Below are 25,809 nucleotides of genomic sequence, written 5' to 3' on the forward strand. Positions count from 1 at the left end.
ACTAACGAACAGTGAAAGGCGTGGTCTGGTCCGTGCACGTAGTGAGCATCAGCAGCCTCAAGGGTGGCGTAGGAAAAACCTCCGTGACACTCGGATTGGCTTCAGCAGCACTTGCCGCCGGCATTCCGACTCTCGTCATTGACCTGGATCCCCATGCGGATGCCAGCACTGGCCTTGGAGTCCGGGCTAATGGGAAGCAGCCAATTGGGCAAATGCTCAAGAACGCTCGTCGCGCCCGTCTGCAAGATCAGGTTGTCGCCAGCGCTTGGCAGTCCAAGGCAGCAGAGAAGAAATCCCGTACCCGCATTCCAGTGCTCGATGTTGCCGTTGGCGACGCATTCACCGGCATCTACGATCGACCAGATCTGCGGACCCGCGACCTACGCCGCCTCTCCCAGCTTCTGAGCCGCACCAGCGGTTACCAGTTGGTTCTCATCGACTGCCCGCCATCGCTGAACGGCTTGACCCGCATGGCATGGAGCGCGTCGGATCAGCTCGTGCTAGTGGCAGAACCCAGCTTGTTCTCCGTGGCCGGCACCGAGCGCACCCAGCGCGCATTGGAACTCTTCCGCCGTGAATTCGCTCCTTCCCTGGGACCGGTACGTGTTGTCGCCAACCGCGTCCGCAAGGACTCCGCGGAGCATACCTTCCGTTTGGGCGAAATGCGCCAGATGTTCGGCGACTCCATGGTCAAGCCCGAGATTCCCGAACACCCGGAATGGCAGCAGATCCAAGGTGCCGCGTACTCGGTGCACCAGTGGCCTTCCAAGGCTACTGCTCCGATGCTGGCTCAGTTCGACGCGTTGCTCAAGGAAGTCATGTCCGCAGCAGGCCCGAACAACACCTAGGCCCGGATACGGATAGCAGCTTAAGCAATTGACCGGATCTTCCTTCAAGGAAGATCCGGTCAATTGCTTAAGCTCTTGAATTATCTGCCGGCCCTAGCCGACGTTGCGCGCCGCCTTGGCAGCCCGACGGGCAGCCAATTCATCTTCTGGCAGGGTCTGCTGCACAGAGCTCTCTGAAGGCAGCTGGGCAAGGGAACCTTCCACCTCGCGCCAAACACGGCCTACGGCGATGCCGAATACGCCCTGGCCCTTCTGGACAAGGTCAATGACCTCGTCGGCGCTGGTGCATTCGTAGACCGAAGCTCCATCGCTCATCAACGTGATCTGGGCAAGGTCCTCAACGCCGCGTTCACGCAGGTGCAAAACGGCCGAACGGATCTGCTGCAGGGATACTCCGGTGTCCAGCAGCCGCTTGACAACCTTGAGCACGAGGATATCCCGGAATGAATAAAGGCGGTGGCTGCCGGATCCCTTGGCTCCGCGCACTGCCGGCTCTACCAGGCCAGTACGTGCCCAGTAGTCGAGTTGGCGGTAGGTAATGCCGGCTGCCTTGCACACAATTGGACCGCGGTAGCCGGCATGTTCATCCAGCTCAGGCAGGTCATCGGTGAAGAGCAATCCCTGGGTGCTGGATTGCTTGTTGCCACCGTCGACCCCATAGTGAGGCCCAGTCTGGCGAGACTCCATCCAATTGCTCCTTGCGTGTCAGCACGTTCCTAAACGAGTATCCAGGGACCGAATGAGAACCGCGCAGATGCGAGTGATGACCATCAAAAAACAGCTCTTTTTAAATGTCCCTATGCAAAGACGGTACGGCGATAACGACTAATGGTCAAAGACCTTCAAGCTTAACTTTAAGGCGTGTCGCGCAGGCTTGGGGAATTACCCAATTCAAGGCCAATATTCCACTGAAACCAAACGCGCGATATCTACGAAGAAAAATCTTCTGGATCAATATTGTCCAAGAATTCACGGAATTCGCGCAACTGCTCTTCGGGTGCCTCTTCGCCGCCAGTTTCATTCTCGATGGCCACGCCAGCTTCTTCCAGGACGTGCTCGGCGCACATGATCGGGCACTGGGCGCGCACGGCAAGGGCGACGGCATCCGAGGAACGGGAATCTACGCGTTTGCCGTTGGAAAGGACAAGCTCCGCGACGAACACGGCATTGTTTACCGAGACTATTTCGATCCGCTCAAGCTTCACGTCCATGCTTTCAATGACGCTGAGCAGCAGATCATGGGTCATCGGCCGAGGCGGAGTGAGCCCTTGTTCAGACATTGCGATGGCCGAGGCTTCGGGCGCACCTATCCACAGCGGAAGGTAGAGATTACGCTCAGGGTATTTGAGCAGCAACAGCGGCTGATTCGCCGGCAATTGAATACGGATTCCGGCAAACTCCAGTTCCAGCATGCTAGCCCCTTAGAGTTGTTGTTGCCTGTTCGAATTCAGCCTAGCGATCCAGTTGGGAAATAGCACGTTGCACCAGGGCCTCGTGAATTTCCAGGCACTGGCGCGAGATTTCCTGGGCCTCTTCCGCAGCGCGGGCACGAGCGGAGACTTCAGGCTTCTTCAGTTCGTTGCCGACAATCGATTCAATCAGCGAGAACTCGCGATCAGCTGCGGTACGGAACTGCCGCAGGTGGCGAGGTTCAACGCCATGGCCCGCCAGCTGAACGGCCGATTTGGTGACCTTGATGCTGTTGGCGTCGAACAGGCCAGCAACCGGTTCGATTAAGCCGAACTTTATCAATTCGCCAACGAGCTCCTCGCTGGCACCGGTCAGCCCCTGCAGTTCAGCCAAGGACACCGAACGGGTTTTGCGCTCCACGGCCTCAGCCATGTCATCGTTGACCGCCTGTGGCGCCACCGGGGCTCCCCCAGGCAATGCTGCTGGCGCTTCACCGCGATCCACCGAGTCGAGATGGTCCTTGATGACCTTCAACGGCAGGTACTGGTCGCGCTGAACCGAAAGGATGAAACGCAAGCGGCTCACATCCGACGCGGAGTACTTTCGATATCCAGCGGAGGTGCGTTGCGGGATGATCAGTCCCTTGTCTTCCAGGAAGCGGATCTTGGACGCAGTGACACGTGGGAACTCATCCTTGAGTTCCGAGAGCACCTCGCCGATATTCAGCGCGGCCTGCCGGACGGTCTCGTGGCGTTGAGCCTCGAGACGTGGGCTGCGGGCTGCGTCAAAGATCGGCAAAGGGTCTACACCTCGGATGTATGGATATGTCGGCGTGCCAGACGCCGGCGGACAAAACCTCGAACTCTACTAGTTTAAAGGTTCGGAACGCTTTGGTAGAAATTCAGGCGGAATTTGCCGATCTGAACCTGAACACCAGTGCTCAACGGGATCTCGTCGATACGGTCGCCGTTGATGTAGGTACCATTCAGCGATCCGATGTCGCTGAGCGTGAACCGCGCGTCCGTTCGGGAGAACTTGGCATGCCGACGCGAAACGGTCACATCGTCCAGGAAGATATCCGCGTTTGGATGGCGGCCTGCGATGCTCTCGTCGGTGTCCAGCAAGAAGCGTGCGCCCTTGTTTGGTCCGGAATGGGCAATCAGCAGCGCAGAACCAGCTGGCAGGGCGTTAACTGCGTTTTTCTCATCCTCACTCAGGGTGTAGATGACCGAAGGTTCAGCACCCTTGTGCACCGCAGGAAGAGCGATATTGGTCGTCTCAGAGGCAGACTCGTTGTGCGGGTCAACCGGCCGATGTTCCGACATTATGGGGTCCTCCAGAAAATTCTGTTAACAGTTCGTGCGTGACGACCTTGAGTTCTGTGTTGGCACAGTCAGTAATACCAAACTATTTACAGATTAGCCTACTCACTGCCCAACTGATAACAGAAAAGTACATATTTTCCGCTGCAAGGGATTGCCAGTGTGGCAAGATGCCAAGAGAGACGATGATGCCTTGGCAGCGCCTGCACTTCGATCCTTTCCCACAGATGGAGGCGATGCAAGGATAAATCAGGAACTTTCAGGTGAATCATGACGAAGATACTTCTCAAACGCGCGTATACCGCGCCCAGCGTCGAGGACGGCTACAGGATCCTGGTTGACAGGCTCTGGCCGCGCGGGAAGAGCAAGGCTGCCCTTCAGCTGGATCACTGGGCCAAGGCCTTGGCACCGAGCACCGGGCTTCGCAAAGGCTGGGATCACGATGCCGACCGCTTTGGCGAATTTGCGCAGCACTATCGCGCCGAGCTATATCAGAACCCCGCTGTCGATGGCTTTCTGGAAGTAGTGGACCAGCATCCCGTGGTCACTTTGGTCTACGGAGCAAAAAATGAGCAGGCTAATCATGCTGTGGTGTTGCGTGACTATCTGCTCGATCAGCTCTCTGGTCCGTAGGCGGCACGAAGCACACGCCGTCGGCACACACCATATCCGAATCGACCACCTGCTGAAGGTCAAAGCTGAATTCCTGGCTCACCGTGGCACCTTTCATCGAAGTCCTGTCCCTTGGTGGTTCAACCATGTTGCGACAAAGAATATTCCGCACTTCCACGCGACGCCCTGCGCAGGGAAACCGATGGCACCGCGAGATACTCGCGGCGCCATCGGTGATGTGTGGAGCGAGGGCGCTACTAGTTCTGCTCCAGCAGGATCGGCTCGAAGAAACGGGCCAGCTCGTTGGCCGCATCCAATGGCAGGATGCTGGCAACATACATATCCGGACGGACGATCACGATCGCGCCATCGCGGGAGATCTGGCGCTCCTCGAAGATGTCCGAGCCGTCCAATGCGGTGTAGACCTTCTCGTAATCCATCAGGCCGAACACGCCGGTGTCCGGACGGAACACCTTCGGCGCGTCATTCACGTTCATCGTGGTGTAGTCCTGCTGGTAGACCACCTTGACATCGAACAGCGCGTCGGCGTCGGCACCCTTCGGCGTGAAGCGAACCAGTGGCGAGCGCTCATTCTCCAGCAGCCAACTCGACAAGGCGGCAATTTTCTGGGACTCTCCCACCGGCTGCTGATCAGCAAAGACGTAGATGCGGTAGCGGCCGTCGGCACGATGGTGGTGGCCCAGGTGCGTTGGGTTGGCATCGGCCAAGCGCATGACTTCCGAAGAGCGGAAGCGCTTGCCCACGGGGAATCCGGCGGCCAGCTCCTGGTGCTCCTTGCCGGCGACCAGCGCAGATGCCGCGTACTCGGTCATGAAGCCGGCAGGGAATTCGGCCGTGCGTACATAGAACTCGGCAACGCCTTCTTGGCCTTCAAGCTCCTTCGCAGTAGCAGCCATGATGGAGGACCACTTCTTGTCGAAGTCGATCAGGTCCTTGGCGATCACCTTGCGCTCGTCCGAGTAGGTGCGCAGCAGGCTTTCCGGAGCTTGGCCCGAGAGCACATAGCCGATCTTCCAGGCCAGGTTGAACCCGTCCTGCATGGAGACGTTCATGCCTTGGCCGGCCTTGGCCGAGTGGGTGTGGCAGGCGTCGCCGGTAATGAACACGCGCGGCTCACGGGTACCGATCTCTTCAACCGGCACATCATCGAAGCGGTCAGCCAGCCGGTGGCCTACTTCGTAGACGCTGTGCCACGCGACGTCCTTGACCTCGAGGGTATAGGGATTCAAAATCGCCTTGGCGCGCTCGATGATTTCTTCCAGCGGAGTCTCGCGGACCTTGCCGTTATCCCCTTCCGGAACTTCACCCAGGTCGACGTAGAGGCGGAAGAGCTGCCCGCCTTCGCGCGGAATCAGCAGGATCGAACCAGCCTTGGAATGGATGGCGCACTTGGTGCGCACATCCGGGAAGTTGGTCAGGCCCAGGGTGTCCATGACGCCCCAAGCGTGATTGGCCTTGTCACCGGAGAGCTTCGCGCCGATCGAGCGGCGGACATTGCTTCTGGCCCCATCGGAACCGACCACGTACTTGGCACGCACTACACGCTCAATGCCGTCATTGCTCTCGCCGCAGCCGATCAGGGTGACCTTCACCGGGTACTCTTCGCCGTCTTCAACGACCAGTTCCTTGAAATCCCACCCGTAGTCCGGGACGGTGCGAGCTGGGGAGTTCGCCGCGAAATCAGCGAAATAGTCGATAACGCGCGCCTGGTTGACCACGAGGTGCGGGAATTCGCTGACGCCGGTTGGATCATCGGCGGTGCGGTCGGTGCGGATGATCTGATCCGGGTTCTGCGGATCAGGGTTCCAGAAGGTGGTTTCCTTGATGATGTAGGCCTCGGCGGTGATGCGCTCGGCAAAACCGAAAGCCTGGAACGTCTCCACCGTGCGTGACTGGATCCCGTCAGCCTGGCCGATTTCCAGGCGGCCGGGCCGTCGGTCGATGATGCGGGTGTGCACATCAGGGAACTGAGAAAGCTGGGCGGCGGTGATGATGCCTGCGGGACCGGCACCGACGATCAGCACATCCATGACATCGGGCATCTCCATGGGACGGTTTATGCCCACGCCAGCCGCTGGCTGCACCCGTGGATCGGCTGAAATGTATCCGTTGTGGTGAAACTGCACCGTTTCATCCCCCAATTCCCTGTGATGACCTCAGTCAATAAATATAATGTTCGATATTAGAACTGCATGATCTTTTATCGCACACTAATCATATACAATCTGTGAGCTCAGGCACAAGTTCACGCACGCTGCGCCGGCCACCCTAAGCCGCAGATGGGCAGAAGCCCCGGCGCAATAACCTCGCGCCGGGGCCCATCACTGATGCCAGCTGCTACCGATGCTCCCACTCGGGTCCGGCATACTCCAGCATCTGCTCTTCATTAAGTTGCGAACGCCCATAGGCTCCGTGCACCGCGTTGAACTTCCCGCCAATCTCCAAGTCGCGTGAGGACGAGACATCTCCGACCAGCCACGGCTTCCATTTGGTGGCCGACAGATAGGGGCGGATGATGCTGGCCGTGGCAGCGCAGTCCGCGGCAAATGGCAGGATCGCCGATGGTTCCCGATCCGCTCCCTCGCGAATGATGGCCAAGATCAGGCAGCGCCGGTCTTGCGCGAGGCCCTGGGCCTGTCCCAACTTCACGATTCGCGCACCGAGCTAGTGCCTTATCCGCTGATCGTGCCAGCCCCGAATTCGTCGCATGCCGGTCAGCAGCGCATCAAAATGCGTGATGTCCTGGTCGATCATGCGGATGAGCAGTTGGGCGATGCCATGGCGCAGTCATTGGCCCATCGGGCCAGCCTGGTCGGCGAATTGCGGGCCTTGGGCGGTGCCGTAGCCCGGGTTCCGGCCCACGCCACCGCCTGGGGGTCGCGGCATCAAGAAGTGCTGGCAGCTACCTGGATCCACCCGTTGGGCATCGCCGAGCAGGACCAGTCGTTCGCTGCCCTGCAGGTTCTGGGCACCGGCGCGTACGGCGCCTACTCTTCGGACGTTCGCCGTTCGGCTGCCGAGCTCGCCTGGCCTGGGCAGACCGGAACCCGGCTGCGTGCCCTGTCCGAGAGAACTGACCCGCAGCACCTGTTTGATGGCGGACTGAACTTGAGAAGCCAGAACTCCAGCGCTACCTGATCAGCTCGACGCGTCCTGCTTCCACCCCGAGCCGATGCACCACCGAATGCTCGCGCATTTTCTGCTGCCAGCGCCGGTCGTGGCTGACCGTGACCACGGCGCCCGGATATTCCGCCAGCGCTGACTCCAGCTGCTCCACCAAGGCCGGTGAGAGATGGTTCGTCGGCTCGTCCAGGAACAGCATCTGCGCTTTGGTGCTGACCGCAATAGCCAGTTCCAGGCGGCGGCGCTGGCCTACCGAAAGCGCCATGGGGTGCCGCAGGAAATCCTGCGGCGAAAACAGGCCCAGCTGGGCCAGGGACGCACCGGCGTCCTGGACATACTGGCCGGTGGCCGCGGCGAAGGCTTCAACCAGGGTGCTGCCAGGAAAAATTCCGACTTCCTGGCGGAGCCAACCGCAGTGCAAGTTGGCAGCGCGCTCGATCTTCCCCTCGGCGCATTCCAGTTCTCCGGCGAGCATTTTGAGCAATGTGGATTTGCCAGCACCATTGGGGCCGGTGACTAGCCAGCGCTCGCCGAGCTTGATGTCGAAGCGTGGCGTGGACAGTTTCGGATCCGAGCCGCGCCGGGCGTTCATCACCTGCAGCAAGGTTTCGCCACCAGCCTGGTCCTGGGTGCTGCCGGGCATCAAGAACGACAGCTCAGCAGCCGGCTCGGGTGCCCGGTGGGTTTCGAGGTCTTCGATTCGGGATTTTGCCTGGCGGATCTTGGAGGTCGACCCATGGCTGGAATCGCGGGCCCGGAAATTTCCATGTCCAAAACTGGATTTCTCCTGCTTGCGCGGAATGGCGCTGACGCGTGAAGCATACTTATCAACCAAGTTCTGTGAACGCTCAAGCTCCTGCACCCAATTTTCGTAGGCGACGCGGATCGCGATGCGCTCCTGCTCCTTGGCATGCAGATAACCGTCATAGCCATTGCCGTAATGCGCGACCGACCCGTCGGCAACCTCAACGATGGATCGGGCAAAACGCTTGAGGAACATCCGGTCATGGCTGATCAGCACCAGCGCACCGCGATGCTTATCCAGGGTGCGCTCCAGCCAGTTCATGGCCGCCTCGTCCAGGTCGTTCGTTGGTTCATCGAGCAGGAGCAATTGCGCACCCGAACACAGGACACAGGCCAGCGACAGCCGTGATCGCTGCCCACCGGAAAGTTGGGACACAAGGCGCTGGCGATCCAGATCTCCTAGGCCCAGCTGCTCCAAGGCGCTATCCAGGCGCGGAGCCAGCGAATAGCCGTCGGCCGCCTCATACAGGTCGGTAACCTGCTGCAGCTGCTTCATCAAACGTTCGGCGACAGGTTCTGGAGCATCTTCGAGCTTGGCCGAGACGACGCGCATCAAGCCTTCCAGTTCACGGAAGCGCCGATGATAGGAATCGATCACCTGTTGCACGCTCATGTTCGCAGCGAAGCTCGGGTTCTGCGCAGCGTAGGCAACGGCACCGGGCGCGTTCATCTTCCGCTGCCCGTGGTCGGGTTCGAGATTCCCTGCAATCACGCGCATCAGCGTGGATTTTCCCGAACCGTTATCGCCAAGTACTGCGATGCGGTCGGTACCGGAAATTGCAAGGTCGATGCCGGTCAGCACATCCCGTTCGCCGAAACTGACTGCGATGCCTTGCAATGAGCATACGTAGTCCGGTTCGGTTTCGCGCTCATGCTGGGAAGACTGGTGGATATTTTGGGACTGGGTCATGGGAGTTTCCTGCCTAGCACCGGTTCGCCGAGTAATCAGGGCCGGTGCGGTGCTGGTGGTTGGCGGGCACCACAAAGGTGCAATGAAGATGGCGTCAGCGGAGCGAAGCTCGACACTGGTTACCGCCTAGAGGAAATGGACTCCATGAATTAACGTTCCCACCATTCAAGGCTAAGCCCAAGCCATCACAACAGGCAAGGTTTTGCGCACTACAGCTCGATGATGCCCTCAATCAGGACGTTCGCGGCCCCGCCAACCCAAATCTGGCCGTCGGCCAAGTCCAGATGCACATGCCCATCGCGTCCGACTTTCGCACCCTGCCGGTTGACCAGTGGCGCGGTGGCGTGCCCGGCGGCCATCAGCCATTGCGTGGCCGCTCCATTCAGGCTTCCGGTGACCGGATCCTCGCGCAAGCCCCCGTTTTCGATGGCCAGAGCTCGGACTTCGAATTTTTCCGGTGCCGACGACTGCGGCAGTGCGCCGAAGACCCCGATTTTCCAGCGTCCCGGCCTATTGGGGATCCGCGGTGCGATGTCCAAAACCTGCTGCGAGTTTTCCAGCAGCACTGCGGCCCACCCCGGCCCGTTGTCCGTCCACTGCGAATCCACAATCTGCTCGGGCTCAATGCCCAGGATCTGGATCATTTCCGTCAGTTCGTGCGGTGCAATTGCACCGGTTCGAACAGCCGGCGGCGAAGCAAAGGAAAGCGTTTCACCTTCGATCCTGATCGGTACCAAACCAGCTTCGCACTCGACGACCAGCTGCTTCGGATCCTGCGGCACTCCCCCGGCATGCAGCCAGGCACGCGCTGTGCCCAAGGCAGGGTGGCCGGCAAATGGGAATTCGCGTTCGCGCGCAAAGATGCGGAAACGGTAGTCGGCCCGCTCATCGCTGGCCGGCAGTACGTAGGTGACCTCGGAGAGATTGGACCAGAGCGAGTAGTCCTGCATCGACTCGGTATCCAGGCCCTGCCCGTCGAGCACCACGCCTAGCGGGTTGCCCTTGTACGGGGTGGCGCCGAAGACATCGACCTGCTGGAATCTGCGTTGCATTGGACCATCTTCCGGATCTTCGCCGTGGGTGTGGAATTCTGGGGAGGCACGGCAAAACCCCGCCGAGAGAAACTCTCGACGGGGTTTTCCGATTGGATCGTCGGGCTAACAAGATTTGAACTTGCGACCTCCTCACCCCCAGTGAGGCGCGCTACCAAGCTGCGCCATAGCCCGATGCCCTCGCAGCCGTTATCCCCAAGTCGTGAGAACCAAGGGTGCCGTCTGCGAAAAGCTCCTTTATTAGCCTACACCAAGTGAAGGGCTAAATTCGAAATTTAGCGATTGCGTCCGCGGCGCTCGCGGATTCGCATCGAAACCTCGATGGGGCTTCCTTCGAAACCGAAGGTTTCGCGCAGCCGCCGGGTGATGAAGCGGCGGTAGCCTGGATCCAGGAAGCCGGTGGTGAACAGCACGAAGCGCGGCGGACGGGCCGAAGCCTGGGTGCCGAACAGGATGCGTGGCTGCTTGCCGCCGCGCACCGGGTGCGGGTGGGCTGCGACAAGTTCGCCCAGGAAGGCGTTCAGCTTGCCCGTTGGAATGCGCTTGTCCCAGGATTCCAGCGCGGTATTCAGTGCGGGAACGAGCTTGTCCTTGTGCCAGCCGGTCTTCGCCGAGATGTTCACGCGCGGTGCCCACTCGATATGGGCAAGGTCGCGCTCGATCTCCTGGTCCAGGTAGTAGCGGCGATCCTCATCCACCTCATCCCACTTGTTGTAGACGATGACCATCGCGCGGCCGGCTTCGATGGCCAGCTGGATGATGCGCACGTCCTGCTCGGAGATGGTTTCATTGGCAGCCAGCAGGATGACGGCGACTTCGGCCTTCTCCAGCGCCGTCTGGGTACGCAACGACGCGTAGTAGTCCGAGCCGACGGCCATGTGCTGGCGGCGGCGGATACCGGCGGTATCCACGAAGCGCCAGACTTCGCCGCCCAGCTCGACAAGTTCGTCCACGGGATCGCGGGTGGTGCCGGCCAGATCGTCGACAACTACGCGCTCGGAGCCGGCCACCTTGTTCAGCAGCGAGGACTTGCCCACATTCGGACGGCCGATCAGCGCAATGCGGCGCGGACCGCCCGATGGGATCATGCCGCCGAAAGCCGAATGGGCCGGCATTTTCTCCATGACAGCGTCCAGCAGGTCGGCGGTGCCGCGGCCGTGCAGGGCCGAGACTGGCCATGGCTGGCCGAATCCCAGTCCCCACAGCGCGGCGGCTTCGGCTTCCTGGTTGAAGTCGTCGACCTTGTTGGCCACTAGGAAGACCGGCTTGCCCTTCTTGCGCAGCATCTTCACCACAGCCTCGTCGGTTGCGGTCGCGCCCACATGGGAGTCGACCACGAAGAGGATGGCGTCAGCGACGTCGGCGGCAATTTCGGCCTGGTCGGCAACCGAGGCGTGGATGCCCTTGGCATCGTGCTCCCAGCCACCGGTATCGACGATGGTGAATGGGCGTCCCACCCACTCGGCGGAATAGGACACGCGGTCGCGGGTGACGCCCGGGGTATCCTCGACTACCGCTTCGCGGCGGCCCAGGATGCGGTTGACCAAGGTGGACTTGCCGACGTTAGGTCGTCCGATAACAGCCAGGACCGGCGGAATGACAACGTCTTCATCATCGTCATCGAAGCTATCCAGGCCTGCAAGCAGGGCGGAGTCCTCTTCGTCCAGTTCGTAGTCTTCCAGTCCGCTGAGCAGGGCCTGGGCGCGAACCGCGGCCTCTTCCTCGCTCAGTTCGGCCAGGCGCTCGGCGATATCGTCGTCTCCAACGGGGATGTATTCCTCGTCGTGGGTGGAGTTGTTCTCGCTCATGATTTTCCCTTCACAGCGATCGTAATCTTCATCGGCTCTCGCCGAGGATGGGCACCAGCTTTAGGCTAGTTTTTCGTTGCAGTGCCGACTGCGTCAAGCACTGCGTCGATGGTCTGCTCGAAATCCAGGTCCGAGGAGTCTACGGTCATGACTCCGTCGGCGGCCTGGGTGAAGTTCACCACGGTGGAGTCCTTCGCATCGCGCGCCAGCACCTGGGTAGCCAGCTGCGACTCGTTCTGCGATCCGCCCAGCTGCAGGCCGCGGCGGCGCAGGCGGGCTTCTTCCGATGCGGTCAGCAGGATGCGCGCATCGGCATCCGGGGCGACCACGGTGGTGATGTCGCGGCCTTCGGCCACGATGCGGGTGTTGGCCGCAATGATTTCCTGCTGGCGGCGGACCAGTTCGGCACGCGCGTCCAGGTTGGTGGCAACGGCGGAAACCTGCTCGGAGATGCGTGGTTCGCGGATTGCCGCGGTCACGTCCACACCGCCGATTTCAACCAGTTCAGCATCAGGATCGACCGAGATGGACAGCTTGGCATCGCGCACGGCCTGGGCAATGGCCTCGGCGTTGGACAGATCGGTGCCATCGGCGAGCACCGAGTAGGTGATCGCACGGTACATGGCACCGGTGTCCAGGTAGGCTGCGCCCAGCTTGCGGGCGACGGCCTTGGAGACCGAGGACTTGCCGGAGCCGCTAGGGCCGTCGATGGCAATAACCAGCTTGTCGTTGTTCAAGGTGCTCACTGGGCTACCTTCCATCCGTTCTTGGTCAATACATCTATCAATTCATCGCGCCGGCCGGGCACGACCGAAACATCCACCATGCCGACCTGATGGCCCGCGGAGTGCTCCATGCGCAAATCCTCGATGTTGATCTGCGCGTCGCCGATTTCGGTCAGCAACTGGGCGATCTGCCCCGGCCGGTCATCGATCACGACGGTGACCAACGCGAACGCCTGCGGCGGTGCACCGTGCTTGCCCGGAATCCGGGCCTTGCCGGCGTTGCCCTCGGTCATCAGCTGCGAGAGGTCCAGCAGCGCGCCGGGGCCCTGCGGGTTCTGCAGCGTGCTGATCAGCCGGTCCAGATCTTCCTTCATCCCGGTCAGGATCGGCACCAGTGCGGCGGCATTGTGCGAGAAGATCTGGATCCAGAGCTTCTCGTCGCTGGCCGCGATGCGCGTGGTGTCGCGCAGCCCGTTGCCCGCCAAGGCCAGCTGGTGGCTTTCGGCGTTCAGCAGGCGCGAGGCGATCATCGAGCTGGCCGCTTGCGGGAAGTGGCTGATCAGCGCGACGGACTCATCGTGCTCGGCCACGCTCATCCGGTACATGGTCGCACCCAGGTCGATGGCCAGGGATTCGGCGGCCTTGACCCGCGAAGCCTGCGCTCCTTCATGGGCGCAGATGACCCACGGCATGGAGGTGAACAATTCGCCACGGGCCGCGGCCGGTCCGGACTTCTCCCGGCCCGCCATCGGGTGCGTCCCCACATAGCGGGACGTCTCGGCCTCGCCCAGCCGCTCGTCCGCCAGCACGCCGGCCAGGATCGAGCCCTTGACACTGGCGATGTCCACCACGGCCGCGTTCGGATAGGCCAGCAGCGCGTCGCCCACCAGGGCGGAGGTGACATCCGGTGGAGCACCGATCACGACCAGTTCCGGGGCGATCTGCTGGTGCTCCAGCAGCACCCCGGCGCCAATGTCCTGGGCTACTCCGGCAGCGGTCGGCGAAATATCCGACAGGTAGACGTGCACGCCCTTGGCGCGCAGGCCCAATCCCACCGAGGTGCCCAGCAAGCCGGTGCCGATGACCAGCACCGGGCCTGCAAGGTGAGAAGACGCCATGGGCTACATCCCCACCATGGCCATGAGGTGCCCGACTTCCTGGTTGCCCAGGGAGCGGATGGTGCCCTGCTTCTGGTCGCCGAGCAGCACCGGACCCACGGCAACGCGCACCAGGCGCTGGACCGGGTGGCCTACGGCGTCGAACATGCGGCGCACGATGCGGTTGCGGCCCGAGTGCAGGGTCACCTCGACCATCACGTGCTTCGGGGTGGTGGCGATGATCTTCAGGTCATCGACCTTGATCCAGCCATCTTCGAGCTTGATTCCCTCGCGCAGCTGGTTGCTCACCGCACGCGGCAGCGGACCGGGGATCTGCACCAGGTAGGTCTTGGGGACTTCGTACTTCGGGTGCTGCAGGCGGTTGGCCAGCTCTCCGTCGTTGGTCAGGATCAAGACGCCTTCGGTCTTGTAGTCCAGTCGGCCAACGTGGAACAAGCGCAGCGAGTGGTGCTCGTTCTTGAAGTAGTCGGCGATGGTGCGGCGGCCCTCCGGGTCATCCATGGTGCACATCACGTGCTTCGGCTTGTTGAAGACGAAGTAGCGGTTTGCCTGGTTCATCTGGATGCGCATGCCATCGACGTGGATGCGGTCCTTGGCTGGATCCACGCGCGAACCCAGCTCGACGACCAGGTTGCCGTTGACCTCGACGCGGCCTTCGAGGATCATCTCCTCGCAGACGCGGCGCGAGGCCACCCCGGCGTTGGCCATGGCCTTCTGCAGGCGGATGCCGTCCTGCTGCTCGCCGTTGATCTCGCGAGCTGCCTGGCTTTCGGCACGAGCCTGGGCGCGGGCGCGCTGGGTCGGGCGCGCATAGTTGGTCGGCACGGAGTTGCCGAAGCGTTCCTTGCCGAAAGCACGCTCGGAGTTCTTGCGCGGTGCTGCGGTGTTGCGCTTGGCCGAATTCGACTTTTCCCCTGGCTTGCCCGAGGCGGACTTGCCATACGGCTTCTCGCCGAATGGCTTCTCGCCGAAGGACTTGCCACCGGTGCGGCCTGCACCGCCTGGCTTGCCGTAGGCCTTGCCGCCGGACTTGCCGCCGGTAGTGCCGCGGCCGCCTGCTGGCTTGCCGCCGAAGTTTGAATTGTTGCCGCGATCGTTGCGGCCTGAGGATGGTCCCCTGCTCATGCTTGCCTGTGTCCCTTGCTGTTACGTGTTCGCTGCGCGAGCCCGCCAGTCTTGGGGCTTCACGCGTGGTTGGTCCGTTGTAGCTGCCGGCTGGCAGCTACCTAGTCGTCGTAGGTTGCCGAATCGAGCGATTCGAGGTCGGCCACCCCGGGAAGATACGGGGACAGCGCAGGCAACTCATCAAGCGAGCCCAGTCCCAGTCGTTCCAGGAAGTATTCGGTGGTTTGGTACAGCGTCGCTCCGCCATCCCCAACTTCCGGATACTCCGTGATCAATCCGCGGGTGAGCAGCGTGCGCACCACTGAATCGACGTTGACACCTCGAATCGCCGAAATACGTCCACGCGAGACCGGCTGTCGGTAAGCGATGACAGCCAGGGTTTCTAGGGCGGCCTGTGACAGGCGTGCTGTCTGCCCGTCGAGCACATAACTGGAGACGAAATCGGCGTAATCGGCCCGCGAATAGAAGCGCCACCCGGAGGCGACGCGACGCAGTTCAAATCCGCGCGGGCGATCCTTACTATCATACTCGGTAGCAAGGGTCTCCAAAGCGGCGGCAACCCTGGCGGTGGGGACTTCGAAGATTTCGGCCAAACGCGCCGAAGATACGGGGATATCGGCGACCATCAGCACCGCTTCAAGGCCCGATTCCAGGCCTCCTGGCAGCTGGTCAATGGGTGCAATCTCACTCATGATCCACCTCACCACCACTCCCCTCGTAGTCGTCTTGCACGGCCTGCGCATCGAAACTGGACTCCTGGACCAGCGAGATCAGCAGCGGGCCGAGCGGATCTTCCTGCGCAAAGCTAATGGCTCTCTGCCTGAACATCTCCAACAATGCCAGAAAACGCACGACCACCACCAGCTGCGCATCCGCGTCTGCCACCAGCTCGGTGAATGCCAGCGTGCCGCGGGCTTCGAGCAGGGCGGTGATCGCATCGGCTTCCTCGGCAATGGTGACGTTCGCCCCGTGCAGATGCCCGATGCCGACCTCTGTTTCCGGTTCCGGCTTCGGCGCCAGCGCCTTGGCCGCCATCGCGGCCAAGGCGTCGGGCCCGATGCTGAACACCAGTTCCGGCAGCAGGGCCGCGAACTGCGGTTCCAGCGAGACTTCGCGGGGATGGCGCGCTCCCTCGATTCCGTAGCGTTCGCCCAAGAACTCGGCGGCCTGCTTGAAGGCCTTGTACTGCAGCAGCCGCGCGAAAAGCAGGTCGCGGGCTTCGAGCAGCTCGAAGTCCTCCTCATCGGCCATTTCGCCGCGCGGCAGCAAGCGGGCCGCCTTCAAATCCAGCAGCGTGGAGGCGACCACGAGGAATTCGGTGGTTTCATCGAGCACCTTCATCCCGTCGCTCCCCTCGGCGGCACTGGTGGCTTGCAGCTCGCGCAGGTAGGCGATGAATTCGTCGGTGACCTCTGCCAACGCGACCTCGGTAATATCCAGCTCGCGTTTGGTAATCAGGTGCAGCAGCACATCGAAGGGCCCGTTGAAATTCTGCAGGGCAAGGCGAAAACCGCCAGCCGATTCCTGCTCAGCTCCTGCTGGCGTGGTGGAATCGGTGGCGGCTTCTTCGCTGAGCGTGGCGCTCATTACGGGGCACCACCACGCCAAATCAGTTCGCGGGCGAGGCTGCGGTAGGCCTCAGCGCCCGGGTGGTTGGCGGCGTAGGAAGTAATCGGTTCGGCGGCCACGTTCGCGTCGGCGAACTTGATGGTGCGCTTGATGACGGTCTCGAAGAGCTTGTCGCCGAAGGCCTCATCCAGCCGGGTGATGACCTCGCGGCTGTGCAGGGTGCGGGCGTCGTACATGGTGGCCACCACGCCGTCCAACTCCAGCACCTGGTTCAGCCGGTCCTTGACCTTGTCGATGGTTTCCATCAGCAATGCCACCGCACGCAGCGCAAAGAACTCTGCGGTCAGCGGGATGATCACGCCATGGGCGGCGGTGAGCGCGTTGATGGTCAGCAGGCCCAGCGATGGCTGGCAGTCGATGAGCACCACATCGTAGTCGTCGATGACATTGCGCAGCGCACGTTCCAGCACCTGCTCGCGGGCGACCTCGTTGACCAGCTGCACCTCGGCTGCGGACAAATCGATGTTGGCTGGCAGCAGATCGATGTTCTCGACGTCGGTCTTCACGATGGCGTCGGTGATCTTCACCTTGCGGTCCATCAGCACGTTGTAGACGGTGATGTCCATTTCATGCGGGTTGGTTCCGAAGCCGGCAGACAGCGCGCCCTGCGGGTCGAAGTCCACCAGCAGCACCTTGCGGCCGTACTCGGCGAGCGCGGCGGCGAGATTGATGGTGGAGGTGGTCTTGCCAACGCCGCCCTTCTGGTTCACCATGGCGATCACGCGTGCCGGGCCGTGCGATGGCAACGGTGCTGGCACGGGGAAATCTGTCAATGGCTTGCCAGTAGGACCCACTGGGCGAGGCTCCTTGAGCATCCCCGCTCCGCGGTGCTTGTTTCCCTGTTCCTCGCTCACGATGGGTAAACCACACTTCCCGTTCGATAAACCTGATTCTTCGAGCTGTAAGCTCTTTTCAAGGTTATCGGTCGAAGCAAAAGATCTTGGTTTTTTGGGTTCTTCCACGGCGAGCCTTTACCTTGAACCTTAGCTCTAATGTTGTATGCGAGCTGAACGCAATCTGGCATTTACGGGAAGGGCGCGATGCGCACCATTGAAAAGCTCGCCAGCTGGGCGGAAGCCGAGCCAGGCAGCAAGCAGGCAAGGGTCCGTGTGCTCCTCCAGGCCCAACTGGACGACGGGCTATTCATCGTGGTGCTCGACGACCGCGGATGGTCCAGCAGCGAAGAATGGGCGCAGGTGACGCCGGCCGGAATCCGCGAAACCGCGTTGGTTGTGGTGGGCCCGGATGAACCGGCACCGGGGTGGACACGGGCCGAGGAGCTGCATGCTTATTGGGAGTACATCCAGTCGATTCTCGCTGCGCAACAGCTGCACGCGTCGATCGACGAGCTGATGGCTCTGGATCATGAGGTCCAGTTCGGCCCGCGCCTGCAGCGCCTGCTCACCGCGGCCGGCCACTGACCTGTGTGCTTCTGGGCCGAAAACCGGAATCATCATGAGCCAGGATTCCCGCGCCATGCACCGCTTGGACGGTACGCGACCTGCTCGACCACCCCTGCGATCTGGCCCAAGCCACCGGCCAGGCACTGGAGGGTGGTCCTGCCGTGGAGTCCCCGGCTGGGCAGCGCCCTGGTGCCCAGCCCGATCATCCGCTGGCTATTCGGATAAGTTCTTGATCCTGGCGCATTCCGGTGGTCGAATGGTTCCACACGCGCCGGCATCCGGCGGCATAAGGGGCGAGGCAGATGTTCACGGGAATGCTCAGCAATTGCACGGTATCGAATTTGGCCCGAGCCGAGCACTGGTACGCGCGGCTCTTCAACCGGGCGCCGGACCAGCGGCCCATGGACGGGCTGCTCGAATGGCATCTGGCCCCGGGATTCGGAGTCCAGGTCTTCGCGGAGCCCGACCGTGCCGGATACAGCACGCTGGTCCTGGAAGTGGCCGACCTCGACGCGCAGGCCGCGCGCCTGCTGGATGCGGGCATCGGGCATCACGGCCCGCAGCCCGGCGGCGGAGCACGGATCGTGCAGCTGCAGGATCCCGACGGCAACCGGGTGGTGCTCGCTTCGCCCTTGCCCGGCCTCTCGCGCTGAGCCGGGCATCAGGCTCTCAGGCTTGCTCGGCCAACCAGTCGAAAGACAACGGCAGCAGCTCGCGAATGCCGATGCTGCGCGCCCCGTGCGGGGTATCGACGATGACCCGCAGCCACGGATAGCTATCAGCCATCACCTGGCGGCAGCGCCCGCACGGGTTTTTGATGCCGCGCCCCTGGTTGCCCACTGCCACCACCACCTGCGGATCCCTTGCCCCGGCCGCACGGGCCGCACCGAAGGCCACCAGCTCTGCACACGGGCCTCCGGTGAAGTGGTAGAAATTCACGCCCGCGTGCATGGCGCCGTCGGCAGCCAGCACCGCGGCACCCATGGTGTGCACTCCGTCGCCGCCATCGGGCGCGTCGGTTGCTGCCTCAATGGTCCGCCGGGCGAGTTCGACCAGTTCTTCTTCGGCGTCTGCCAGTGCACGATACTGCTGCCGGTGCGGTGTCCCGTTCATTGCTCCAGCCTAGCTGCCCAGTTCCGCAAGCCACGGGTCCCAAGCCTGCTGGCCATCCCCGCCAGCAGGTCGTAGCCTGCTGCGCGCGGGTGCGCTCCATCATCGGCGGCCACTTGGCGGCGCCACAGCTCATGTTCCGCGAGATCCCCGAACACGCTTAGATAAGGCACATTCCTCGATGCGCACCGTGCCCGCATTTGCGCATCCAGCTCGCGCAGTTCCGCGTTCAATGCATCATCGGCGATCGGCGGCGGACCGATCATGAGAACCGGCCAATTGCGTTCCTTTGCCGCATCCAGGATGGCCTCGAGGTTCTGGATCCGTTCTCCGGCGGCCACCCGCGGCTTCGCGTCCCAGCGGATCACGTCGTTGACTCCGAAGCAGAGCACCACGCCTGGCGCGTAATCCCCTGGCGGAAAGCGTGCGGCGCATTCAGCTTCGAATCGCTGCCGGATCATGGCGCTGGTATCGCCGCGAACACCGAGGTTGTAGCCGGTGAGCCCATGGCCCCGTTCGATTCCCCGGGCGACCAGCCGCCCTGCCCATCCGCGATGGGTTTCATCGCCGACTCCTGCGACGAAGGAATCGCCGACAAAGCACACTCGTACCGCTGAACCCATGATGCCTTTCCGCCTGCTGGCTGCTGCGCCCGGCTGGGCCCTATCTTGTCAAAGGCGCCCAGACGCAGAAAATCCGTTACCCGAACGTGTCGGATAACGGATTTCCAGCAAGGTCCTAGTGGCCTTCGACGCTGCTCTCGTCGAATGGAAGGCTGCCCGCCAGTACAGCCTTGGCCTGGTCCATGTCGATCTCCCTGGTCCACTTGCCGATCAGCAAGGTTGCCACGGCGTTGCCGGTGAAGTTGGTCAGCGCGCGGGCCTCGGACATGAACTTGTCGATGCCCACGATCACGCCCATGCCGTCCAGCAGTTCCGGGCGGTGCGACTGCAGGCCGGCTGCCAGGGTGGCCAGGCCGGCGCCGGTCACGCCGGCTGCGCCCTTGGAAGCGATGATCATGAAGACCAGCAGGCCGATCTGCTCGCTCAGGCTCATGGGCATGCCCATGGCCGTTGAGACGAAGAGTGCCGCCATGGTCAGGTAGATGGCGGTGCCATCGAGGTTGAAGGAGTAGCCGGTAGGCACGGTGATGCCCACGACGGGCTTGGACACCCCTGCGTGCTCCATCTTGGCGATCAGGCGCGGCAGTGCCGACTCGGAGGATGAGGTGGAGAAGATCAGCAGGTATTCGCGAGCCAGGTACTTCAGCAGCAGGAAGATGTTCAGGCCGGTGACCAGGCGCAACAGGGAACCGAGGACGACGACGATGAAGAGCGCGCAGGTGACGTAGAAGGCACCCATGAGGATCGCCATCGAGCCGATGGCGGCCCAGCCGGTAGCGCCGACCACGGCGGCAATGGCACCGAAGGCACCGATCGGGGCAGCCCACATGATCATCATCATCAGGCGGAAGACCACCGCCTGGATGTGCTTGACTGCGTTGAGCACAGGCTCGCCGGACTTGCCCATGGACTGCAGCGCGAAGCCGACCAGCAGGGCCAGCACCAGGGTCGGCAGCACGGGGATGTCGCCCGGAATCATTTCCAGCAGGAAGGCCACGGTGGAGTTCTCCCCGCCGCCGGATCCCGACTCGTACGGCTCGAGCTTCAGCCCCGAACCCGGGTGGATGATGTTGCCGACGACCAGGCCGATGGCCAGCGCAAAGGTGGACATGGTGATGAAGTACAGCAGCGCCAGGCCGCCGACCTTGCCGACGGTTGCCGCCTTGGCAATGGAACCAACGCCCAGGACGATGGTGCAGAAGATGACTGGACCGATCAGCATCTTGATCAGTGCGACGAATCCGGTGCCCAGGGGCTTGAGGGCCTTGCCCACCTCCGGGGCCAGCAGGCCGACCGCTGCGCCGAGCACCACGGCGGCAATCACCATGATGTACAGCCAGTGGGTCTTGTCTTTCTTCTTCGTTCCGGCCTGCGGCGAATTGCCTGCCGGCGGCATCTGGTCTGTGACAGCCATGGTAGTCCTACCCTTGTGAGCGCATGGAACCGAACCGTGCACCCTTGCACAGCCGGCATTACGTAGAATCGTTCTGTATCCATGGTGCGGTTCGAAGTGATCCGCATCTCCATTGCGTTCATATTGGTCACGCGGTGAACAGTACAAGGACCAGGCAGCACAAGGAGATGAGCGCAGTGACCGATCATTTCACCGACCTGTCGCTGGCCCGCCCCACCCGCGAGGCCGCCTCCCCCGCACCGCTCAGCCGCGACGGCTGGTCCCTGGCGGTAGTCATCTTCGCCGCCCAGATGCTGGTGGTCATCTTCGTCGTCGTGGGCCTGGCGGTCGCCACCTACCAGCACCAGGCGCAGGTGATCCAGGATGACAAGCAGGCCACGGTGGCCACGATTTCCATCACCCTGGCCAACGATCCTTTCGTGTCCCAGGCCCTGGCCGGCGATCACCCCACCGAGCAGCTGCAGCCCTACACCGACAAGATCCTGGACCGCGGGCAAGGCGTGGATTTCATTACGATCATGACCCCCGATGCCCTGCGCGTCACCCACCCCGACCCCGAGCAGCTGGGCAAGGGATATTCGGGCAGCATCAACCAAGCGCTGGCCGGCCAGACCCACAACGAGGTGGCCGCGGGCACCTTGGGCCTTTCGGTGCGCACCATCGCCCCGGTCTACCACGACGGCGAGCTGGTGGGGATGGTCTCTTCGGGCATCACGCTGGAGAGCCTGGAGTCGATCTACCGCAGCGAACTTCCGCAGATCATGACCGTTTCGGCGCTGGCCCTGCTGCTGGCGGGTTTCAGCTCATGGTCCTTCTCCCGCTACGTCAACCAGGCCACGCTCGGCTTCGGCCCGCACGGGCTGCGCCGGCTCTACGCCTTCTACTTCTCGGCCCTGCACTCGGTTCGCGAGGGCCTGGTCCTGCTGGACCGGCGGCACCGCATCGTGCTCTACAACCAGGAAGCTTCCAGATTGCTCGGCTTCCCCGAGGAAGTGCCTTCCGGCGGATTGGACCTCGACCAGGTGCAGATCCCCGAAACCCTGCGCACCCTGATGGCGACCGGACGCAGCTGCAAGGACGAAATCCATTTGGGCACCCACACCGTGCTGTCCATTTCCCAGGGCCCGGCCCGCCTGACCAACGCGCGATTGCCCCGCCGCGGCGGGCTGCCGGCCCGCTGGTTCGGTTCCCAGCAGGTGACCGGCCAGGTCATGACGCTGCGCGATTTGACCGAAGTGCAGGAACTGGCCGGCGAAGTGCAATCGCTGAAGACCTTCTCCACCGCCCTGCGAGCGCAAACCCATGAGCATGCCAACCGCCTGCACACCATTGCCACGCTGATCGAAAATGGCCAGAGCGACAAGGCGCTGGCCTTCGCGGTCGATGACCGCCAGCATTCGCAGAAGCTCACCGATGCGATCGTGCATTCCATCGACGACGTCTATCTTTCCAGCCTGCTGGTGGCCAAGGCCGCCCAAGCCCATGAGCGCGGCGTGAAGCTCGATATCAACGCGCAGGGCATGATTCCGGGCAATGCCTTTGCCGCCACCGACATCGTCACCATCGTCGGCAACCTGCTGGATAACGCGCTGGATGCTTCGGCGGGCACCCAGGACGCGACGGTGTGGGTGGAAGTGGCCGCGGCCGCGGCCGATGACGAGCTGATCATCGCGGTGGCCGATTCCGGCCCGGGCATCGAACCCGAGTTCCTCGATCAGCTGCTGCGCTTCGGGGCCAGCACCAAGGCCGGCGGCCAGCCGCGCGGCCTGGGGCTGGCACTGGTGCAGCAGGCGGTGCTGCGGCTAGGTGGCACAATGGGTGTTGATAACGATGCCGGCGCAATCTTCACCGTCACCTTGCCCTTGAGAATCAGCGACTAGCCCAGGAGGGTACCGTGCACGAATCCCCTGCAGCCACGCCCCCGCCGGGCACCGCCTCGCACAGCTTCAAGGTGCTCGTGGTCGACGACGAGCCGCAAACTGCCGCCTCCCACGCCAAGTACGTCAACCGCGTTCCGGGATTCGCCACCGGCGCCATTGCCGCCAACGGCCAGCAGGCGCTCGGGCTCCTGGCCGCGGCCCGCGATGCCCAGGATCCCTTTGACCTGGTCCTGCTGGATATGACCCTGCCCGACCTGCACGGCATCGACGTCGCCAAGCGCATGCGCGGCCGCGGGCTGACCACCGACATCATCGCCATTACCGCGGTGCGGGATTTGGCTGTGGTGCGTTCGGCGGTAGCCACCGGAATCACCCAGTACCTGATCAAGCCCTTCACCTTCGCGGCGTTCACCGAGAAATTGGAGAACCACCGGCGGTTCATTTCCGAGATCAGCTCCACCGGCCCGGATACCAGCCAGGCCGCGCTGGATAATGCGTTCTCGGCCCTGCGCACCACCAGCGCTTCCGCGTCCCTGCCCAAGGGGCTGATTCCGGAAACGCTGGCGCAGATCACCGACCATCTGCGCAGCAAGCCCGATACCTGCCTGTCAGCGACCGAGCTCGGAGAAGAGCTGGGTATCTCCCGGGTCACCGCCCGGCGCTATCTGGAGCATCTTGCCGAGGTCAAGGCCGTGGTCAAGCAGCCCCGGCATGGCACGCGAGGCCGCCCGGAATACGAATACCGGGCAGCCTCGCGCAGCTAGGCTCTGGTTTCCCCTAGGCTTCGGGACGCAGTAGCGGCACCAGCTCGTCGAGCACCGCGGTGTCTTCGATGGTCGACGGGACCGAGTAGTCCTTGCCATCGGCAATCTGCCGCATGGTCTTGCGCAGGATCTTGCCCGAACGGGTTTTGGGCAGCGCCGCCACGACGGTGACTTCGCGGAAGTCGGCCACCGCGCCGATATGCTGGCGCACCAGCGCGACGATTTCCTTCTTCAGCGTTTCCTCCTGGATCTGCACACCGGACTTGAGCACCACATAGCCGCTGGCCCGCTGGCCCTTGAGCGCGTCGGCCAGGCCGATCACCGCGCATTCGGCCACGGCGGGATGGCTCGCCAGCACCTGCTCCATGGCACCGGTGGACAGGCGGTGCCCGGACACGTTGATCACGTCATCGGTTCGCCCCATGACGAACAGGTAGCCGTCGTCGTCCAGGAAGCCGGAATCGCCGGTGAGGTAGCACCCCTGGATCTGCGAGAGGTAGGTGTCGATGAAGCGCTGGTCGTTGCCCCACAGGGTGGTCAAGGCGCCGGGCGGCAAGGGCAGCCGGACAACGATGTTGCCTTCCTGGTTCGCGCCTAGCTGCTCGCCCAGCGCATCGCGGATCTGCACGTCGAACCCCGGTACCGGGGTGGTCGGCGAACCGGCCTTGGCAGGCAGCTCTTCCAGGCCCAGCGGGTTGGACGCGATCGGCCAGCCGGTTTCGGTCTGCCACCAGTTATCCACCACGGGGATGCCCAGCAGCTTCGAGGCGAAGTGGTAGGTATCCGGATCCAGCCGCTCGCCGGCGACGAACAGCGCACGCAGCGATGACAGATCGTGGCTGGCGATCATCGCGCCTTCCGGGTCGGCCTTGCGCACCGCGCGCAGCGCAGTCGGCGCGGTGAACATCGTGGTGACCTTGTGGTCCTCGATGATCCGGCCGAACGCACCGGCATCCGGAGTCCCGATGGGCTTGCCCTCGTAGAGCACCGTGGTGGCCCCGGCGATCAGCGGCGCATAGACGATGTAGGAGTGTCCGACCACCCAGCCCACGTCGGAGGCGGTGAACATGGTATCTCCCGGATGCACGTCGTAAACCGCGTTCATGGAGTACTGCAGGGCCGTGGCGTAGCCGCCGGTGTCGCGCACCACGCCCTTGGGGGCACCGGTGGTTCCCGAGGTGTAGAGCACGTAGAGCGGGTGGGTGGATGGCACGGAGACCGGCCCGGCCGGCGAGGCGGTCTTCGCCTGCTCTTCCCAGTCCAGCCAATTGATCTGCTGGCCGTTGACCGGCTTTGCCTGGTATTCGTCCAGGCCGTGCTCGAAGCCATCGCGGTGGGCAACGATCACGTCCCTGACCGCAGGCTCGGCCAGGCCCAGCGCTTCGGCCACTGCCGGCAGGTATTCGATGCGGCGGCTTGGCTCGATGCCGCCGGAGGCGGTAATGATCGCGACCGGGGCGCAGTCGGTGATGCGGGCCGCCAGTTCCTTGGGCGCGAAGCCGCCGAAGACCACCGAGTGGATTGCACCCAGGCGTGCGCAAGCAAGCATCGCGATGGCCGCCTGCGGGATCATCGGCAGGTAGACCAGCACGCGGTCACCGGCCTTCACGCCGCGTCCAGCCAGCACGCCGGCGAAGATTTCCACTTCGCGCAGCAGTTCGGAGTAGGAGTAGGTGGTGGCGGTGCCCAGCATTGCCGAATCGTAGACCAAGGCGGCGCTCTCTCCGCGTCCGGCTTCGACGTGGCGGTCCAGCGCATTGGCCGAAAGGTTCAGCATGCCATCCGGGAACCAGCCATACAGCGGCTTGCGCGAATCATCCAGCGCAATCCGCGGCGCCTTGTCCCAATGGATATCCCGGGCAGCTTGCAGCCAGAATGCGGCGGGGTCATTGGTGGCTTGGTCATAGGCCTGGCGGTATTCCTGCACCATGGTTCTCTCCTCCTGGCACCGGGGCATCATCATCCGGCACCTGTGTGGTGGTTGAGGTCGTCCTCTTGGCGTTAACTGTATGAGTACGATCACATCACCGCAACCACTTTGTATACAGATTTCGAAAAAATACCAAAAGAATTTGGCGCAACTCACACATTTTCGGGTTTCATGTATA

27 protein-coding genes and 1 tRNA gene are annotated in these 25,809 nt (G+C 62.7%); 8 read left to right on the forward strand and 20 right to left on the reverse strand.

Annotated elements, in window-relative coordinates; translation table 11 throughout:
* Nucleotides 1-32: 32 nt before the first annotated feature.
* Nucleotides 33-848 carry a ParA family protein gene (locus ACP3TE_RS01245; protein ID WP_105659072.1) on the forward strand — a complete coding sequence of 272 codons (816 nt, stop codon included), beginning with the start codon at nt 33-35 and terminating at the stop codon, nt 846-848.
* 93 nt (nt 849-941) lie between these two features.
* On the opposite strand, the gene ACP3TE_RS01250 is transcribed toward ACP3TE_RS01245, so the two are convergent.
* The 4 genes from ACP3TE_RS01250 to ACP3TE_RS01265 all read right to left on the reverse strand — a co-directional run bounded on the left by ACP3TE_RS01250 (nt 942) and on the right by ACP3TE_RS01265 (nt 3,583).
* A complete protein-coding gene (locus ACP3TE_RS01250) occupies nt 942-1,535 on the reverse strand; it encodes a MerR family transcriptional regulator (protein WP_105659060.1) in 594 nt (197 codons plus the stop codon).
* A gap of 242 nt (nt 1,536-1,777) precedes the next feature.
* Nucleotides 1,778-2,260, reverse strand: a complete 483-nt coding sequence (locus tag ACP3TE_RS01255; RefSeq protein WP_105662558.1) for a bifunctional nuclease family protein — start codon at nt 2,258-2,260, stop codon at nt 1,778-1,780.
* 40 nt (nt 2,261-2,300) lie between these two features.
* The gene (locus ACP3TE_RS01260) at nt 2,301-3,056 is read right to left on the reverse strand and encodes a MerR family transcriptional regulator (protein WP_426734932.1); all 756 of its coding nucleotides are present in this window, start codon (nt 3,054-3,056) and stop codon (nt 2,301-2,303) included.
* A 74-nt stretch (nt 3,057-3,130) separates the two neighbouring features.
* Nucleotides 3,131-3,583 carry an FHA domain-containing protein gene (locus tag ACP3TE_RS01265; RefSeq protein WP_105659058.1) on the reverse strand — a complete coding sequence of 151 codons (453 nt, stop codon included), beginning with the start codon at nt 3,581-3,583 and terminating at the stop codon, nt 3,131-3,133.
* Nucleotides 3,584-3,850: 267 nt separating this feature from the next.
* Here ACP3TE_RS01265 and ACP3TE_RS01270 point away from each other — a divergent pair, with 267 nt between their 5' ends.
* Nucleotides 3,851-4,213 carry a DUF488 domain-containing protein gene (locus ACP3TE_RS01270; RefSeq protein WP_426734934.1) on the forward strand — a complete coding sequence of 121 codons (363 nt, stop codon included), beginning with the start codon at nt 3,851-3,853 and terminating at the stop codon, nt 4,211-4,213.
* Nucleotides 4,214-4,449: 236 nt separating this feature from the next.
* On the opposite strand, the gene ACP3TE_RS01275 is transcribed toward ACP3TE_RS01270, so the two are convergent.
* Together ACP3TE_RS01275 and ACP3TE_RS01280 are read right to left on the reverse strand one after the other, a co-directional pair.
* Entirely contained in the window at nt 4,450-6,339 is a 1,890-nt protein-coding gene (locus ACP3TE_RS01275; RefSeq protein ID WP_105662555.1) for an FAD-binding monooxygenase, read from the reverse strand.
* Between the two features lie 211 nt (nt 6,340-6,550).
* Entirely contained in the window at nt 6,551-6,862 is a 312-nt protein-coding gene (locus tag ACP3TE_RS01280; RefSeq protein WP_426734936.1) for a hypothetical protein, read from the reverse strand.
* Nucleotides 6,863-6,880: 18 nt separating this feature from the next.
* Between ACP3TE_RS01280 and ACP3TE_RS01285 the strand changes: the two genes are divergently transcribed.
* Nucleotides 6,881-7,351, forward strand: coding sequence for a hypothetical protein (locus ACP3TE_RS01285; protein WP_426734938.1), 471 nt, complete (start codon nt 6,881-6,883; stop codon nt 7,349-7,351).
* Here the strand turns inward: ACP3TE_RS01285 and abc-f are convergent.
* The 10 genes from abc-f to ACP3TE_RS01335 form a co-directional block, all read right to left on the reverse strand.
* Nucleotides 7,344-9,050 (reverse strand): ribosomal protection-like ABC-F family protein, encoded by a 1,707-nt coding sequence (abc-f, locus tag ACP3TE_RS01290; RefSeq protein ID WP_426734940.1) that lies wholly within the window; start codon nt 9,048-9,050, stop codon nt 7,344-7,346. The two genes, ACP3TE_RS01285 and abc-f, sit on opposite strands and share 8 nt — an antisense overlap.
* Nucleotides 9,051-9,259: 209 nt before the next feature.
* The gene (locus tag ACP3TE_RS01295) at nt 9,260-10,102 is read right to left on the reverse strand and encodes a PhzF family phenazine biosynthesis protein (protein WP_426734944.1); all 843 of its coding nucleotides are present in this window, start codon (nt 10,100-10,102) and stop codon (nt 9,260-9,262) included.
* A 100-nt stretch (nt 10,103-10,202) separates the two neighbouring features.
* A tRNA-Pro gene (locus ACP3TE_RS01300) sits at nt 10,203-10,276 on the reverse strand.
* A gap of 101 nt (nt 10,277-10,377) precedes the next feature.
* Nucleotides 10,378-11,910, reverse strand: a complete 1,533-nt coding sequence (gene der, locus ACP3TE_RS01305; RefSeq protein WP_105659051.1) for a ribosome biogenesis GTPase Der — start codon at nt 11,908-11,910, stop codon at nt 10,378-10,380.
* A 65-nt stretch (nt 11,911-11,975) separates the two neighbouring features.
* Nucleotides 11,976-12,671 carry a (d)CMP kinase gene (gene cmk / locus ACP3TE_RS01310; protein WP_426734947.1) on the reverse strand — a complete coding sequence of 232 codons (696 nt, stop codon included), beginning with the start codon at nt 12,669-12,671 and terminating at the stop codon, nt 11,976-11,978.
* The gene (locus tag ACP3TE_RS01315; RefSeq protein ID WP_133834497.1) at nt 12,653-13,753 is read right to left on the reverse strand and encodes a prephenate dehydrogenase; all 1,101 of its coding nucleotides are present in this window, start codon (nt 13,751-13,753) and stop codon (nt 12,653-12,655) included. Before ACP3TE_RS01315 ends, cmk begins: the two co-directional genes overlap by 19 nt.
* A gap of 3 nt (nt 13,754-13,756) precedes the next feature.
* On the reverse strand, nt 13,757-14,878 hold the full coding sequence (locus ACP3TE_RS01320) for a pseudouridine synthase (RefSeq protein WP_426734949.1): 1,122 nt from the start codon (nt 14,876-14,878) through the stop codon (nt 13,757-13,759).
* Nucleotides 14,879-14,979: 101 nt separating this feature from the next.
* Nucleotides 14,980-15,570, reverse strand: coding sequence for an SMC-Scp complex subunit ScpB (gene scpB, locus ACP3TE_RS01325; RefSeq protein WP_105659047.1), 591 nt, complete (start codon nt 15,568-15,570; stop codon nt 14,980-14,982).
* Entirely contained in the window at nt 15,563-16,465 is a 903-nt protein-coding gene (locus tag ACP3TE_RS01330; RefSeq protein WP_105659046.1) for a segregation and condensation protein A, read from the reverse strand. Before ACP3TE_RS01330 ends, scpB begins: the two co-directional genes overlap by 8 nt.
* Nucleotides 16,465-17,361, reverse strand: a complete 897-nt coding sequence (locus tag ACP3TE_RS01335; protein WP_426734951.1) for a ParA family protein — start codon at nt 17,359-17,361, stop codon at nt 16,465-16,467. The genes ACP3TE_RS01330 and ACP3TE_RS01335 overlap by 1 nt, the downstream gene beginning before the upstream one ends.
* A 186-nt stretch (nt 17,362-17,547) precedes the next feature.
* On the opposite strand from ACP3TE_RS01335, the gene ACP3TE_RS01340 reads away from it, so the two are divergent.
* The 3 genes from ACP3TE_RS01340 (at nt 17,548) to ACP3TE_RS01350 (ending at nt 18,563) form a co-directional block, all read left to right on the forward strand.
* Nucleotides 17,548-17,928: a hypothetical protein gene (locus ACP3TE_RS01340; protein WP_105659045.1), complete on the forward strand. Its 381-nt coding sequence runs from the start codon at nt 17,548-17,550 to the stop codon at nt 17,926-17,928.
* Between the two features lie 44 nt (nt 17,929-17,972).
* Nucleotides 17,973-18,143: a maleylpyruvate isomerase N-terminal domain-containing protein gene (locus ACP3TE_RS01345; protein ID WP_426736163.1), complete on the forward strand. Its 171-nt coding sequence runs from the start codon at nt 17,973-17,975 to the stop codon at nt 18,141-18,143.
* A 69-nt stretch (nt 18,144-18,212) separates the two neighbouring features.
* Nucleotides 18,213-18,563 carry a VOC family protein gene (locus ACP3TE_RS01350; protein WP_105659044.1) on the forward strand — a complete coding sequence of 117 codons (351 nt, stop codon included), beginning with the start codon at nt 18,213-18,215 and terminating at the stop codon, nt 18,561-18,563.
* A gap of 16 nt (nt 18,564-18,579) precedes the next feature.
* Here the strand turns inward: ACP3TE_RS01350 and ACP3TE_RS01355 are convergent, their stop codons facing one another.
* The 3 genes from ACP3TE_RS01355 to ACP3TE_RS01365 form a co-directional block, all read right to left on the reverse strand.
* Complete coding sequence (locus tag ACP3TE_RS01355) at nt 18,580-19,023, reverse strand: cytidine deaminase family protein (RefSeq protein ID WP_105662547.1); 444 nt, start codon at nt 19,021-19,023, stop codon at nt 18,580-18,582.
* Entirely contained in the window at nt 19,020-19,643 is a 624-nt protein-coding gene (locus ACP3TE_RS01360) for a GDSL-type esterase/lipase family protein (RefSeq protein WP_426734954.1), read from the reverse strand. Before ACP3TE_RS01360 ends, ACP3TE_RS01355 begins: the two co-directional genes overlap by 4 nt.
* Before the next feature lie 115 nt (nt 19,644-19,758).
* A complete protein-coding gene (locus ACP3TE_RS01365) occupies nt 19,759-21,057 on the reverse strand; it encodes a cation:dicarboxylate symporter family transporter (RefSeq protein ID WP_105659041.1) in 1,299 nt (432 codons plus the stop codon).
* A gap of 167 nt (nt 21,058-21,224) precedes the next feature.
* Here ACP3TE_RS01365 and ACP3TE_RS01370 point away from each other — a divergent pair, with 167 nt between their 5' ends.
* Together ACP3TE_RS01370 and ACP3TE_RS01375 are read left to right on the forward strand one after the other, a co-directional pair.
* Nucleotides 21,225-22,937, forward strand: a complete 1,713-nt coding sequence (locus tag ACP3TE_RS01370) for an ATP-binding protein (protein WP_426734957.1) — start codon at nt 21,225-21,227, stop codon at nt 22,935-22,937.
* 14 nt (nt 22,938-22,951) lie between these two features.
* Entirely contained in the window at nt 22,952-23,701 is a 750-nt protein-coding gene (locus tag ACP3TE_RS01375) for a response regulator (protein ID WP_332503127.1), read from the forward strand.
* A gap of 13 nt (nt 23,702-23,714) precedes the next feature.
* Here the strand turns inward: ACP3TE_RS01375 and ACP3TE_RS01380 are convergent, their stop codons facing one another.
* Nucleotides 23,715-25,631: an AMP-binding protein gene (locus ACP3TE_RS01380; protein ID WP_133834501.1), complete on the reverse strand. Its 1,917-nt coding sequence runs from the start codon at nt 25,629-25,631 to the stop codon at nt 23,715-23,717.
* Nucleotides 25,632-25,809 lie beyond the last annotated feature (178 nt).

Origin of the sequence: Glutamicibacter sp. 2E12, from assembly GCF_050030965.1 — a bacterium.
Lineage (GTDB): Bacteria > Actinomycetota > Actinomycetes > Actinomycetales > Micrococcaceae > Glutamicibacter.